This window comes from Acidiphilium sp. AL (genome assembly GCF_025499445.1).
Taxonomy (GTDB): domain Bacteria; phylum Pseudomonadota; class Alphaproteobacteria; order Acetobacterales; family Acetobacteraceae; genus Acidiphilium; species Acidiphilium iwatense.
On record NZ_JAIMBZ010000014.1, the window covers coordinates 39,760 to 54,156 of the forward strand.

Annotated in this window: 13 protein-coding genes; 10 read left to right on the forward strand and 3 right to left on the reverse strand. The window is 61.4% G+C overall.

The window, feature by feature from the left end:
- Position 1 precedes the first annotated feature (1 nt).
- The 9 genes from nuoN (at position 2) to AiwAL_RS10230 (ending at position 9,768) form a co-directional block, all read left to right on the forward strand.
- The gene (gene nuoN / locus AiwAL_RS10190) at positions 2 to 1,438 is read left to right on the forward strand and encodes an NADH-quinone oxidoreductase subunit NuoN (protein ID WP_262312647.1); all 1,437 of its coding nucleotides are present in this window, start codon (positions 2 to 4) and stop codon (positions 1,436 to 1,438) included.
- Entirely contained in the window at positions 1,435 to 2,163 is a 729-nt protein-coding gene (locus AiwAL_RS10195) for a biotin--[acetyl-CoA-carboxylase] ligase (protein WP_235704292.1), read from the forward strand. Before nuoN ends, AiwAL_RS10195 begins: the two co-directional genes overlap by 4 nt.
- A gap of 23 nt (positions 2,164 to 2,186) precedes the next feature.
- Positions 2,187 to 2,987, forward strand: a complete 801-nt coding sequence (locus AiwAL_RS10200; protein WP_235704293.1) for a type III pantothenate kinase — start codon at positions 2,187 to 2,189, stop codon at positions 2,985 to 2,987.
- A gap of 19 nt (positions 2,988 to 3,006) precedes the next feature.
- Positions 3,007 to 4,653, forward strand: coding sequence for a ribonuclease J (locus tag AiwAL_RS10205; RefSeq protein WP_235704294.1), 1,647 nt, complete (start codon positions 3,007 to 3,009; stop codon positions 4,651 to 4,653).
- 249 nt (positions 4,654 to 4,902) lie between these two features.
- Positions 4,903 to 5,997: an acyltransferase gene (locus AiwAL_RS10210; RefSeq protein WP_235704295.1), complete on the forward strand. Its 1,095-nt coding sequence runs from the start codon at positions 4,903 to 4,905 to the stop codon at positions 5,995 to 5,997.
- A 36-nt stretch (positions 5,998 to 6,033) separates the two neighbouring features.
- Entirely contained in the window at positions 6,034 to 7,347 is a 1,314-nt protein-coding gene (gene proS / locus AiwAL_RS10215; RefSeq protein WP_235704296.1) for a proline--tRNA ligase, read from the forward strand.
- Complete coding sequence (locus tag AiwAL_RS10220; RefSeq protein WP_235704297.1) at positions 7,347 to 8,594, forward strand: lipoprotein-releasing ABC transporter permease subunit; 1,248 nt, start codon at positions 7,347 to 7,349, stop codon at positions 8,592 to 8,594. The genes proS and AiwAL_RS10220 overlap by 1 nt, the downstream gene beginning before the upstream one ends.
- Positions 8,587 to 9,264: an ABC transporter ATP-binding protein gene (locus AiwAL_RS10225; RefSeq protein ID WP_235704298.1), complete on the forward strand. Its 678-nt coding sequence runs from the start codon at positions 8,587 to 8,589 to the stop codon at positions 9,262 to 9,264. The genes AiwAL_RS10220 and AiwAL_RS10225 overlap by 8 nt, the downstream gene beginning before the upstream one ends.
- The gene (locus AiwAL_RS10230; protein WP_235704299.1) at positions 9,265 to 9,768 is read left to right on the forward strand and encodes a phosphate-starvation-inducible PsiE family protein; all 504 of its coding nucleotides are present in this window, start codon (positions 9,265 to 9,267) and stop codon (positions 9,766 to 9,768) included.
- Here AiwAL_RS10230 and AiwAL_RS10235 read toward each other — a convergent pair whose 3' ends face one another.
- Positions 9,769 to 11,559, reverse strand: a complete 1,791-nt coding sequence (locus AiwAL_RS10235; RefSeq protein WP_235704333.1) for an ABC-F family ATP-binding cassette domain-containing protein — start codon at positions 11,557 to 11,559, stop codon at positions 9,769 to 9,771.
- A 66-nt stretch (positions 11,560 to 11,625) separates the two neighbouring features.
- Between AiwAL_RS10235 and AiwAL_RS10240 the strand changes: the two genes are divergently transcribed.
- Entirely contained in the window at positions 11,626 to 13,230 is a 1,605-nt protein-coding gene (locus AiwAL_RS10240) for an NAD(P)/FAD-dependent oxidoreductase (RefSeq protein ID WP_235704300.1), read from the forward strand.
- Here the strand turns inward: AiwAL_RS10240 and AiwAL_RS10245 are convergent.
- Together AiwAL_RS10245 and AiwAL_RS10250 are read right to left on the reverse strand one after the other, a co-directional pair.
- The gene (locus tag AiwAL_RS10245) at positions 13,227 to 13,997 is read right to left on the reverse strand and encodes an exodeoxyribonuclease III (protein ID WP_235704334.1); all 771 of its coding nucleotides are present in this window, start codon (positions 13,995 to 13,997) and stop codon (positions 13,227 to 13,229) included. The genes AiwAL_RS10240 and AiwAL_RS10245 overlap by 4 nt on opposite strands.
- Complete coding sequence (locus tag AiwAL_RS10250) at positions 13,993 to 14,334, reverse strand: iron-sulfur cluster assembly accessory protein (protein ID WP_235704301.1); 342 nt, start codon at positions 14,332 to 14,334, stop codon at positions 13,993 to 13,995. Before AiwAL_RS10250 ends, AiwAL_RS10245 begins: the two co-directional genes overlap by 5 nt.
- Between the last annotated feature and the right edge of the window lie 63 nt (positions 14,335 to 14,397).

Consider the following 14,397-nt stretch of genomic DNA (forward strand, 5'->3'; position numbering starts at 1 on the left):
AATGGCGATGCTTTATACCACGTTGCCTGTCCTGTTTCTTGCCATCGCTGGTATGGTCATGCTGATGTTCGGCGTCTTTGCTCGCCGCGATCATACCTTCGCGATCACCGCCGCTTCGATCGTGGCCCTGGCGATCACCGCACGACTGATTTTCGCGGCTCCCGACGGGCAGGTTTTTCATGCCATGCTCGTCACCAACGACTTCACCCGCTTCGCGGATATATTGGTGTTGGTGGGCGCAGCAGGAGCTCTGTCGCTTTCCGTCGGCTTCAACGAACGCACCGGCATCACACGGTTCGAATATCCTGTGCTGATTCTGTTCTCGGTCATCGGGATGGTGGTTCTGGTCTCGGCCGGCGATCTGCTGACGCTGTATATTGGCTTCGAAATCCAGTCGCTGGCTCTCTACGTGCTCGCCACCTTCGCGCGGAACAACGTGCGGTCTTCCGAAGCCGGATTGAAATATTTCGTGCTCGGCGCGCTGTCGTCGGGGGTGCTGCTTTACGGCATATCGCTGGTCTATGGCTTTGCCGGCACGACCAGTTTCGTCGATATCGCGCATGCGCTCGCAAGACATTCCATGGTTTCGATCGGCTCGACCATCGGCATCGTGTTCGTCATGGTGGGGCTTGCCTTCAAGATTTCCGCGGCACCATTCCATATGTGGACACCCGATGTGTACGAAGGCTCGCCGAGTTCGGTGACTGCGTTCTTTGCCACCGCGCCGAAGGTTGCAACCTTCGCGCTTTTGCTCCGGGTGATGCTCGGGCCGTTCGCGCCGATGCTCGCTCAATGGCAGGATCTGGTCCAGATTGTCGCTGCGGCTTCGATGGTGATCGGTGCGCTGGGTGCAATCGGTCAGAGCAACATCAAACGACTGATGGCCTATTCCTCCATCGGTCATATGGGTTACGCCCTGATGGGATTGGCTGCCGGTACGGTGACCGGCGTGCGCGGCGCGCTAATCTATCTCGCGATCTATCTGGTGATGTCGCTCGGTACCTTCGGCTGCATCATCGCGATGAGCCGCAAGGGAAAGCCGGTCGAACGGATCGACGATCTCGCCGGCATGGCTTCCGAGGATGGGCGCTATGCGCTCGCACTCGCGGTACTGATGCTGGCAATGGCCGGGATTCCACCACTTTCAGGCTTCTTCGGTAAACTCTATGTATTTCTGGCCGCGATCCGCTCGGGACTCGACGTGCTTGCGGTGATCGGCGTGGCGACCAGCGCGATCGCGGCCTTCTACTATCTGCGCGTCATTAAGGTGATGTATTTCGATACCGGCACGCCGGGATTCGATCGGCGCACGGCCGGGATCAACCTGGTGATCGGCGTAAGCGCTGCAGTCACCGTGCTGTTCGTGTTCTACCCGTCGCCGCTATCCACCGTTTCGTCCTACGCGGCACACGCATTGTTCCAGAGCGCGAAATTTTGACGTCGCCGCTGTCCTGGCGAATCGAACGATACGAAGCGCTCGCCTCGACGTCTGATCTCTGCGTCGATCGAGCGCTGGCAGGTGAACCCGATCGTCTGATGGTGATCGCGGCACGGCAGAATGCAGGGCGTGGTCGGGCAGGCCGGGCATGGTCGTCGCCCGAGGGCAATTTCTACGGCTCGGTTCTATTGCGCCCCGGGGCTCCGGCCAACTCCGGCGGGAGTTTCGCGCTGCTGGCCGGCCTTTCGCTTCTCGAGGCGTTTGCCGGCTTTTTGCCCGATGCCTCGCGCCTCGTGCTCAAATGGCCGAACGACATCATGGCCGGACAAGCGAAACTCGCCGGGGTTTTGCTCGACGCGGCGATCGAGGCTGACCGCATCACCTGGCTGGTGATCGGCTTCGGCGTCAACCTGGTGGCTGCCCCGGCGGTTCCAGGACGGCTGACCACTAATCTTGCGGCGCTCGGCTGCATCACATCCCCCGATCGGCTTGCCGAAAAATTGTGTTCCCGCATCGATCACTGGCAGGCGAGCCTTGCCGCTGACGGCGGTGCCGCGTTGCGTCTGGCCTGGACGGCATGGGCGCATCCGCCGGGAACGGCAATCACCGTCGATGGCGGGCGCATCTGCGGTATCTATGAGGGGATTGACGCAGAGGGAAGTTTGTTGCTCCGAAACGGCGGCACCGTCACCGCAATCCGCAGTGGCGACGTCGCTTTGTTGTGACCGCGGACGAAAGGCCAACCGCAATGCTTCTGGCCATTGACGCCGGGAATACCAATATCGTCTTCGCCGTGCATGACGGCGAAAGCTGGCGCGGCATCTGGCGCATCGCAACCGATGCGCAACGCACATCGGACGAATACGGTGTCTGGCTTGGCTTCTTGCTGAATCGCAACGGAATCGCGATCGCGCAGATCGATCGTGCGGTGATCGGCACGGTGGTTCCTGCCGCGCTCTATCACCTGCGCCGCTTTTGCCGGGATTGGTTCGGGATCGAGCCGCTGATCGCGCAGGCGGAATTGGACTGGGGCTTCGCCATCAAGGTGGACAACCCGAACGAAGTGGGGGCGGACCGACTGCTCAACGCACTTGCGGCACACCAAACCTATGGTGGTCCGCTGATCGTGATCGATTTCGGGACCGCGACGACCTTCGATATCGTGGATCAGACTGGCGCCTATGTCGGCGGCGTGATCGCGCCAGGGATCAATTTGTCGATCGAGGCGCTGCATCAGGCGGCGGCCCGCCTACCGCGAATCGGGATCGGCCGGCCGCAGATGGTAATTGGAACCTCGACGATTCCGGCGATGCGCTCGGGGATTTATTGGGGCTATGTCGGGCTGGTCGAAGGACTGGTCGCGCGCATCCAGGCCGAATTCGGCCACACGATGAAGACTGTCGCGACCGGCGGTCTCGCGCCGCTGATTGCCGAGGGTAGTGCGCATATCGAGCGCACCGACCCGGATTTGACCCTCGAAGGCCTTCGCCTCCTTTCGCTACGCAATGCGGCACCGCAACTGCACCACCGCGACCCGGACAACGACTAATGATGAAAGCACGATACGGATGAACCAGACGATGGAGGGGCTGTTTTTCGCGCCGCTCGGCGGCACCGGCGAAATCGGGATGAATCTCAACGTCTATGGCATCGACGGCACTTTGCTCGCGGTCGATTGCGGTATGGGTTTCGCGGGACCGGAAGCGCCTGAAGCCGAGTTGCTGGTGCCCGATCCGACCTGGCTCGCCGCCGAACGCGACCGGCTGAGCGGCTTGGTGATCACCCATGCGCATGAGGATCATATCGGCGGCATTGCGCGGATCTGGGATGCGCTGCGCTGCCCGATCTATGCCACGCCGTTTGCCGCGGCACTGATCCGCTATCGACTGAACGAGGCTGGGCTGCTGCGCACGGTGGCAATTCACGAAATCAAACCGGGAAGCCGGTTTGAGATCGCGTCATTCAGCCTGCGCTATATCCGCATGGCGCATTCGACGCCCGAGGCGCAGGCTCTTGCAATCACCACACGACTCGGCACGATCCTGCATACCGGCGACTGGAAACTCGACCCCGAGCCGCTGATCGGACCGCCCACCGATGAGGCCGCGTTGCAGGCGCTGGGTGACGAAGGCGTGCTGGCGATGATTTCCGACAGCACCAACGCCCTAGTCGAGGGGCATTCCGGTTCGGAAGCCACGGTTCGCAAAAGCCTCACCGCGCTGATCGCCGGCCTGAGGGGCAGGGTGGTCGTCACCTGTTTTTCCAGCAACATCGCGCGCATCGAATCGGTGGTGAAAGCCGCACAGGCCGCCGGCCGGCAGGTCGCACTGGTGGGGCGGAGCCTGGGGCGATATGTCGAAGCCGCGCGCGAGGTGGGATATTTGCGCGATTTGCCTGATTTCGTGCCGGAGGATGAGGCGGGGCGCATCCCAGACGATCATCTGTTGATCCTCGCCACCGGCAGCCAGGGCGAAAAACGCTCGGCCCTGGCCCGGATCGCCGCGGACACCCATCGCAATATTGCCCTCGGCGAAGGCGACACGGTGATTTTCTCGGCGCGCATGATCCCCGGCAACGAGCGGGCGATCGGCACGGTGCAGGACGATCTGGTCCGAGCCGGCGTGACCGTGATGACCGACGGCGATCACATGGTCCATGTCTCCGGCCATCCGGCACGCGACGAACTGCGCCGGCTGTATCGGCTGGTGCGGCCGAAGTACCTGATCCCGACCCATGGCGAGTGGCGGCATATGGCGGCGCAGGCCGATCTGGCGGAAGCCGAGGGAATTCGCACGCTGTTGCTGGAAGACGGCGATGTCCTGCATCTCGCCCCCGGCGTGGCCGAAGTGATCGACAGCGTCCCGGTGGGCCGATTGGCGGTGGATGGCGAGCGGCTGGTGCCGATGCAGGGCGGAGTGATGGCGGCGCGCCGGCGCATGATGTTCAACGGCGTCGTGGTGGGCAGTATCGCGGTGGATAAAGCCGGCCGAGTGAAAGGCGCCGCGCAGATCGCCGCCCCTGGCCTGTTCGAGGCACAGGACGCGGCGCTGGGCGAATTGGAGGCCGATTTCACCGCATCTTTCGAGGAATTGCCCGCGAGTCTGCGATCCGATCGTGCCGCGGTGAAAGAAGCTGCCCAGGCGACCTTACGCCGCGTACTCGGACGCCGGTTTGGCAAACGACCACTGGTGGATGTGCATGTTATTCAAGTTTAATGCTTATATATTAATCATTTGAATAAATAATGTATTTTAATGATGAAATTATCGACAAATATGGTTTTTTTAGCTATTTTTGTAGCTAAAATGCGCTGATTATCCTTTACCTTATGAATGGTGCGGTGCATCATGGCTTTAGGGTGAAGTTTGGTTCTTCACTCTGCCGTGTGACTGGCGTTTCCTCCCTGAACTTGGCCCGCTGGCCCTATGGCCGGCGGGCATTTTTCTGGGCATAACCCAAAAATCATGAATAAAGCCCGCGAACTGACGGATTTGACCGCCTGCCGGGCTTTGTTTGCCCTTTGGGTTTTTGCCTATCACCTCAATCTCCACATCCAGATTGCGAAGTATCTTGGCCTGCTCGGGCCGGTGATCGATCGAGGGTATTTGGGGGTCGATGGATTCTTCGTGCTTTCCGGCTTCATTCTCGCGCGGGTCGATCGAGGAATTGCGCTAACCCGACAGAGCCTTCTTCAGTTCTGGGGCAAGCGGCTCGCCCGCATCTATCCCGTGCATCTCGGGGTCATCTTCCTGCTCGGCGTGTTGTTCATTGGCGGCGTCACCTATGGAATCACCCCACGGGAACCCGATCGATTCGGCACGATCGCGCTGATCGAGCATTTGTTGCTGATCCAGGGATGGGGCGTCATTCACCACTGGGCCTGGAACTATCCATCCTGGTCGATCAGCACGGAATGGGCGGGGTATCTTTTGTTTCCGTTCATCGTGGCCGGCCTGACCCGTTTCTACGATATGGCCGTGGTCACGATCTTGCCGATCTGTTTCTTCGTACTGTGCCTGATCTCGTTTTTTTTCGGCGGGCTGAACCTTACATTCGGTACATCCTTATTGCGCTTTTTTCCAGAATTCCTAGCCGGTGCTGCGACTGCTATCGCGGTGCCAATGCTGGCCGACGAATTGCCCGGCGCGCGTTTCGCCGCTGTCGGTGCGGCTATCGCCTTGGCATTCGCCTGGGCCGGCCACGACGCGATGACCGTCTTCGGCCTTTGGTTGATGCTTTATGGATTCGGCATGCAAGGTGACGCGGAAAAGCCCGAAACCGTCGGCCAGATCAAGCCGTTACATGCGCTTGGGGTAATTTCCTACAGCTTTTATATGAGTTTCGCGCCCGGCGAACTCATCGCCTCGCAACTCTTCCGTCACCTGCATGTTGCTCCGGCCGCCGAGCCGCTCGCCTATGCCGCAGCGCTCTCGGTGCTGACACTCGGGCTAGCGATCGTTCTCCATGTCGTTATCGAGAAGCCGTCCCGCATTGCACTCAATCGCCGGCTCGATCCTGCCCGCGCCGCCGCTCTGGCCGAAGGCTCCGTGCCGCTGTAGGAGAGCAGCGACAAACCAACTCGATCAGGATATCGCATGCGCCTTTCCCGCTCGCTGATTCCCACCCTCAAGGAAACGCCCGCCGAGGCGCAGATCGTCTCGCACCGGCTGATGCTGCGCGCAGGGCTGATCCGCCAGCAATCCGCCGGGATATATGCGTGGCTGCCGGCCGGGCAGCGCGTGTTGCGCAACATCGCAAACATCGTTCGCGAGGAGCAGGATCGCGCCGGAGCACAGGAAATTCTGATGCCGACCATCCAGGCCGCCGATCTCTGGCGCGAAAGCGGCCGCTACGACGCCTACGGCCCGGAAATGCTGCGCATCCGCGACCGTCACGACCGGGAAATGCTTTACGGCCCGACCAACGAGGAAATGCTCACCGCGATCATGCGCGACAGCGTGCAATCATATCGCGACCTGCCGCAGATGCTTTATCATATTCAGTGGAAGTTCCGCGACGAAGTCAGGCCGCGTTTCGGCGTGCTGCGCGGTCGCGAATTCCTGATGAAGGACGGCTACAGTTTCGATCTCGATTACGCGGGCGCGGTCGCCAGCTATCGGCGTATGTTGCTTGCCTATATGCGTACTTTTCGCCGCCTTGGCGTCCGAGCGATCCCGATGCGCGCCGATACCGGGCCGATCGGCGGCGATCTGTCGCACGAATTCCATATCCTCGCTCCCAACGGAGAAAGCGGCGTGTTCTACGACAACGCATTCGAGACGATCGGTCTCGGCGACGATACATTATCATACGACAACCAAGCCGATCTCAACGCTTTCTTCGAGCAGATGACATCGCTCTACGCCGCGACCGACGAAAAGCACGACACCGAAGCCTGGAACAATGTCCCGGCACAGAGCCGCCGCGAGGGCAGGGGAATCGAGGTCGGTCAGATCTTCTATTTCGGCACCAAGTACAGCGAAGCAATGGGCTTTTCCGTGGTCGGACCGGACGGATCGAAAATTCATCCTGAAATGGGCAGTTACGGTATCGGCGTGTCGCGTCTTACGGGCGCCATCATCGAGGCGAGTCACGACGACGCCGGCATCATCTGGCCCGCATCGATCGCGCCGTTCCGCACCGCCATCCTCAATCTCAGGCAGGGCGATGCCATAACCGACACACTCTGCGAAAGCCTGCATGAGAAGCTCGGCGATGCCGCGCTCTACGATGACCGGCCAGCACGCGCGGGTGAAAAATTTGCCGATGCCGATCTGATGGGCCATCCCTGGCAACTTATCGTCGGCCCACGCGGAGCGGCGAATAACCAGGTCGAAGTGAAGAATCGCCGCAGCGGCGAGCGCACCGAACTCAGCGCCGACGATGCGCTGACCAAGGTGCTTGGTTGATGTTTTCAGCTTTCGAACGCCGCGTCGCCTTCCGTTATCTGCGCGCGCGCAAAGGCGAGCGCTTCGTCTCGATCATCGCGATCTTTTCGCTGATCGGCATCGCCCTTGGTGTAGCGACGCTGATTATCGTGATGAGCGTGATGAACGGCTTTCGCCAGGAACTGCTCGGCCAAATTCTCGGACTGAACGGCGATATCGGGGTATTCGGCGCCGGCCACAACATCACGCAATACGACGCGACGGCGCGCAAGCTCGGGAAAATCCCGGGCGTGGTCAGTGCGATCCCGATCGTGCAGGGTGAAGTGCTGATGACCGGCCCGCATGGCGGCGCGATCGGCGGCGTCGCGCGCGGCATCCAGCTTTCGGGATTGCAGAAGCTCCGCACAGTTTCCCGTCACATCATCGCAGGTTCGCTCAAGAATTTTTTTGGCAACGACATCGCGATCGGCGCCGGTGTCGGCACGCAACTCGGCATCCCGCTCGACGGCACGATTACCCTGGTTCTGCCACAGGGTAACGCCACGATCATCGGCACCATCCCGCGCATCGAAAGCTTCCATGTCACCGCGATCTTCCAGACCGGCATGGCCCAGTATGATTCAAGTTTCGTATTCCTGCCGCTTCATGCCGCGCAAACTCTGTTCCGTGCGCCGAACGCCGCGACTCAGATTCAGCTTTTCGTGAAGAACCCGGATCGCGACACCGCGATCAAACAGGCGATCCCGGCGGCGATTCCGGGCGTGCCGATCAACATCGTCGATTGGCAGGACAGCAACAATGCATTTTTCGCGGCGGTCAATGTCGAGCGCAACGTGATGTTCCTGATCCTTACGCTGATCATCATCGTCGCCGTGTTCAATGTGGTATCTTCGATGATCATGATGGTGAAGGACAAGACCGCCGATATCGCGATCCTGCGCACCATGGGAGCATCCTCGAGCTCGATCCTGCGGATTTTTTTCATGGTGGGCGCTTCGGTCGGTGTCATCGGCACCGCGATCGGTTTCACGCTCGGCCTGCTGTTCTGCGTGCATATCAACCAGATCCGCCTGTTCATCCAGTCGATCACCGGCACGCAATTGTTCAACCCCACGGTCTATTATCTCGAATCCCTGCCGGCGAAGCTGGAATGGAGCCAGGTGATCGAGGTGGTGGTGCTTGCCGTCGCTCTTTCGTTTGCCGCGACGCTGTATCCGAGCTGGCGTGCCGCGCGCACCGATCCGGTCGAGGCGCTGCGCCATGAGTGAGGTTCTGAAGCTCGAAGCCCTGGTTAGAACCTTTCGCAACGAAGGCGACGACCTGCACATTCTGCGCGGCGCCGACCTCGTGCTGAACGCGGGCGAGATCGTCGCACTCGTCGCACCGTCGGGGGCGGGCAAATCGACGCTTCTGCACCTTGCCGGGTTGCTTGAGCGCCCGGACGATGGTGTGGTCAGGATCGGCGGGATCGATGCCGGCAAGCTTTCTGATTCCGAACGCACCCGGCTACGCCGGGATTCCATAGGATTCGTCTATCAGGCGCATCATCTGCTCGCCGAGTTTACCGGACTGGAGAACGTGGTGCTGCCGCAACTCATCGCGGGTTCGCCGCGCGCAAAGGCCGAAGCGCGAGGACGCGATCTGCTCCGCGCCTTTGGCCTCGGTCCTCGCGAAACCCATCTGCCCGGCAAGCTCTCGGGGGGCGAACGCCAGCGCGTGGCGATCGCACGCGCCATGGCCAATGCACCGAAACTTCTGCTCGCCGACGAACCCACGGGCAATCTGGATGTCGCCACGGCAGACATCGTGTTCGATGAGCTTCTGCGGATGGTGCGTGGCGAGGGTGTCGCAGCGCTGATCGCGACTCACAACCCGGATCTCGCCGCGCGCCTGGACCGCGTGGTCATGTTGCGCGACGGCAAATTGGTTGCTGGATGAATGGTCTCTAATTTTGATCCCGAGGCGAGCCGCGCGCCACGTCCGCATTATCGCTGGCGCGGGCTGACCTTCCGCTTCTACGACATGGCGGTCGATGCGGTCATTATCGGGGTCATTCCGCTGATGTTGATCGCGCTGGGTTATGCGTTCGTCGAGGCGGTTATCAGCACTGTTCACATGATCCTGATGATACAGCCTGCCGGGCGAGACGCGTTGGAACTTCGCGTCCTGGTCGAACGCATCCTCGATGTCGTGATCCTCATTGAATTGTTCAACACGTTCATGGATTACGCTCGGACACGGCGGATCAGGCTATCGACGCTGCTCGACGTGACCATCGTATTTTCACTCCGCGAGATTCTGATCAAGCTCTACGCTCAGAAATTTTCGTCGCGCGATCTGGTGGCACTTTGCATTGTGGTGATCGTTCTGGTGATTGCGCGCAGCGTCACGATGTGGTTTTCGCCGACGGTGCGGAAAGATCGCGACACGCAAGACGTCTGATCAGGTTTCGGCGGCCTCGCGTTTGAGTTCGAGATCGAGCCATTCAGTTTCGGCGGCAGTAAGGCAATCTTGTAAATCAGACAATTTTCCTGATGTGGTTTCGAATTTTCGTGGGTTGATCTTGAACAAATCAGGATCGGCGAGGATCGCTTCGAGGCTTGCGATCTCCGCATGCAATTTGGCGATCTCGGCATCCAGCGTCTTCAACCGGTGCCGATCCCTGAAGGAAAACGCGGCGCGTTCGACCTGGCGCTTCGGGCTCGTTGCGGCGGATTTGCGCGCCTGCCCCGAAACATCACCCATTTCGCCGCGCTGGGCCAGCATGTCAGTGTAGCCGCCAGCATACTCCACCCAGCGCCCATCGCCCTCGGCGGCGAGTGTGGATGTCGCAATCCGGTCGAGAAAATCGCGATCATGACTGACCAGCAGGATGGTGCCTGAATAATCGCCAAGCATGTCCTGCAGGATATCGAGGGTTTCGATGTCGAGATCGTTGGTCGGCTCATCGAGAATCAACAGATTGGACGGTTTGGCCAGGATCGCCGCGAGCAGCAACCGCCCGCGCTCGCCACCGGAAAGCGAGCCGACCGGCGTGCGCGCCTGATCGGGGCGGAACTGAAAATCCTTCATATAGCCAATGACATGGCGGAACGTGCCACCAACCTCGACCATGTCGCCGCGCCCGCCGGTGAGCGTTTCGGCAAGCGTGCTGGCGGGATCGAGGGCCGCGCGCTGCTGATCGAGTGTCGCAATCGAGAGATTGGTGCCGAGCGTGATGGTGCCCTGGTCCGGCATGTCGATGCCGGTAAGCAGTCTGAGCAGAGTGGTCTTGCCGGCACCGTTGGGCCCGACGATCCCGAGCCGGTCGCCGCGCAGCACCCGCAACGTCAGATCACGAATAATAGCCTGGTCTCCGAAAGATTTGCTGATCGACTTAGCGTCCGTCACGATTTTGCCGGACAATGACGCAGCACTCGCGGTCACCCGCAAATCGCGGGAGTCGCGTTGCTCTTCCCGTTTGCGTTCGCGCAGCGTGGTGAGTTCGGCAACGCGGCGGACATTGCGCTTGCGCCGCGCGGTCACGCCATAGCGCATCCAATCCTCTTCGCGCGCGATCTCGCGGCTGAGCTTCTGCGCATCGCGCGCTTCCTGTTCGAACACCTCGTCGCGCCACGCCTCGAAATGCGAAAACCCGCGATCGATCCGGCTGGTCCGGCCACGGTCGAGCCAGACAATGCTGCGCGACACCCGCTCCAGCAGCCGCCGGTCATGGCTGATCAACACGATACCCGCGCGCGAGCCGCGCAATTCGGCTTCGAGCCATTCGATCGCAGGCAGATCGAGATGGTTGGTCGGCTCGTCGAGCAGAAGCACATCGGGCGCCGGCGCCAGCACTCGCACAATCGCGGCGCGCCGCGCCTCGCCGCCGGAGAGGCGCTCGGTCGCTTCAGCCCCGGTCAACCCAAGCTGGTCGAGCAGGCCGCGCGCGCGATGCGCATCCGATTCGGCATCCAGGCCGTCCAGTACATAATCGAGCACGGTGGCAAACCCCGACAAATCCGGTTCCTGCGGCAGATAGCGCAGGGTTGCCCCTGGTTGGAGGAAGCGGGTGCCGCGATCGGCGACAACCATTCCCGCGGCGATGCGCAGCAGCGTCGATTTGCCGCAGCCATTGCGGCCGACCAGGCAGATGCGCTCGCCGGCACCCACGCCGATCGTCGCGCCATCGAGCAGAGGCGAGGCGCCGAACGAGAGCCCGATATCCTGCAGCAGCAGCAAAGGGGGAGCCATCGGCACGTTGTGGCCAATCGGTGCCGGCATGGCAATCCGCGATCAGTCGCGTTATGAGCCTGCATCATGCTGCGTTTGACCGAAATCAGGCTGCCTCTCGACCATGCGGGCAATGCGCTGCACGGCGCAATCCTCGCCAAACTCGGAGTCGAGGCGTCCGTGCTGCGCGGCTTCACCGTGTTCCGCCGGGCTGTCGATGCGCGACGCAAATCCGCGATCATGCTTATCTACACCATCGATGCGGATGTGGCCGACGAAACCGCATTGCTCGTGCGTTTTGCCGCCGACCGCCATATCTGCCGCACACCCGATCTGGCTTACAAGCCCGTGACGACGCGAACCGCCCCGAAGCGCCGCCCGCTGGTGATCGGCACCGGGCCATGCGGCATTTTCGCGGCCCTGATTCTCGTGCAATACGGGCTGCGGCCGATCATCCTGGAGCGTGGCAAGACGGTGCGCGAGCGCACCAAGGATACCTGGGGCCTATGGCGGCGCGGCATTCTCCAGCCCGAATCCAACGTGCAATTCGGCGAGGGCGGGGCTGGGACGTTTTCCGACGGTAAGCTCTACAGCCAGATCAACGACCCGAACCATCTTGGCCGCAAAGTGCTGACCGAATTCGTTACGGCCGGCGCGCCGAAGGAAATCCTTTATGTCGCGCATCCCCATATCGGCACGTTCCGGCTGGTCGGCATGGTCGAGGCGATGCGCGCGACGATCGAGCGTCTGGGCGGCGAATACCGGTTCGGCACCAGGGTGACCGATCTCGACATCGGAATCGCCGGCGGTGCTCGAAGGGTGCGCGGGGTGGTGCTTGAGAACGGCGAGACGATCGAAGCCGATCATGTAGTGCTCGCGGTCGGCCATTCCGCGCGCGACACATTCGCGATGCTGAAGGATCGCGGCGTGCACATCGAAAAAAAACCGTTTTCGGTTGGATTTCGCATTGAGCACCCGCAATCGCTGATCGATCGCGCCCGCTATGGCGGTTTCGCAGGCAACCCGATCCTGGGTGCTGCCGACTACAAGCTGGTGCATCATGCCGCCAACGGGAGGAGCGTCTATAGTTTCTGCATGTGCCCCGGCGGCACCGTCGTTGCCGCGACCTCCGAGCCGGGTCGGGTCGTGACCAACGGCATGAGCCAGTATTCGCGCAACGAGCGCAACGCGAATGCGGGGATCGTGGTCGGCATCGAACCGGCAGATTACCCCGGAGATGTGCTCGCCGGCATCGATCTGCAGCGCGATCTCGAAAGCCGGGCGTTCGTCGCGGGCGGCGGGGACTACCGCGCGCCGGGACAGTTGGTGGGTGATTTTGTGGTGGGCCGCGCCTCAACCGCATTCGGCGCGGTCATCCCGTCTTACAAGCCCGGCGTGACGCTGACCGATCTCGCGCCATGCCTGCCGGATTACGCGATCGCGGCGATCCGCGAGGCACTGCCTGCCTTCGGTAAAAGAATTCCGGGGTTCGACCGGGAAGATGCGGTGCTGACCGGCGTGGAAACCCGCACTTCCGCGCCGATTCGCATCACGCGCGACAGGGATGGTCAGAGCCTGAATACGCGAGGCCTGTTTCCGGCGGGCGAGGGCGCGGGCTATGCCGGCGGCATCCTGTCGGCAGGGGTCGACGGGATTCGCGCGGCAGAGGCGGTGGCGCGCAGCCTCGGTTAATCCATGATCGAAACGACGACCGGCACGTGGTCCGAGGGCTGCGGCTTGTCGCGCTCCGCCCGCGCGATATCGACGGCTACAAGACGCTCCGCCACACGCGGCGAAAGCAAGGCATGGTCGATACGCAAGCCACGATCACGCTGCCATGCGCCAGCCTGATAATCCCAGAACGTATAGAGCGGATCATTCGGGTGCAGCGCGCGCACCGCATCGGTCAGGCCAAGCCAGATCAGGGCGTTGAACGCGGCGCGAGTTTCGGGGCGCACCAGCGCATCGTCCGCGCCCAGTGCGCCTTTGGCAAAATCGGCGTCGGTCGGGCAGACATTGTAATCGCCCGCGAGAATGAAATCCTGCTCCGCATCCAGCATGGCCGCCGCGTGTCGGCGCAGATTTTCCATCCAGGAAATTTTCGCGCGATAGCCGTCGTCGCCGCCAGAATTGCCGTTCGGCAGATAGAGATTGCCGATGGTGAGGTCACGGAACGAAACTTCGATGTAGCGGGCGTGGCCGTCATGTTCCTGGTCGGGCAGGGCACGGTGCCGCACCTCGACCGGTTCGCGCGAGAGAACGGCGACCCCGTTATAGGATTTCTGCCCGACGATCGCGGCGTGATAGCCTAAATCCTTGAATGGTTCGCCTGGAAATTGCCCATCCTCGCACTTGATCTCCTGCATGAGCAGAAGATCAGGTTGTTCGCGCGCAAGAAAATCCGCGACCAGGCCGGCGCGGATGCGAACCGAATTGACGTTCCAGGTAGCGAGCTTAATCAACCGAAAACGACGTGCCGCAGCCGCAGGATGTTTTCGCATTGGGATTACCCACAGCGAAATATGCGCCCATCAGCGTGTCCTTGTAATCGAGTTCCGCCCCCTCGAGCAGGTCGAGGCTCGCCGGATCGATCGCAACCCGTGTCCCATCACGTTCGATAATGATGTCGTCCTCGGCGATCTGCCGCGTCAGATCGAATTTATACTGAAATCCGTTACAGCCGCCGGCCAGCACCTCGACTCGCAGGGCAGAGCCGGGTGGCTCGGCCGCCAGAATGGCGGCAATCTGCCGTGCCGCGCCGTCACTGATCCGAAACCGATCCATCGTGTCGCTCATGGCCCCTATATAGTCCCGATCGCGCCGAATCAGAACCCCTTTCGATGCGAGGCATGGCTTGGA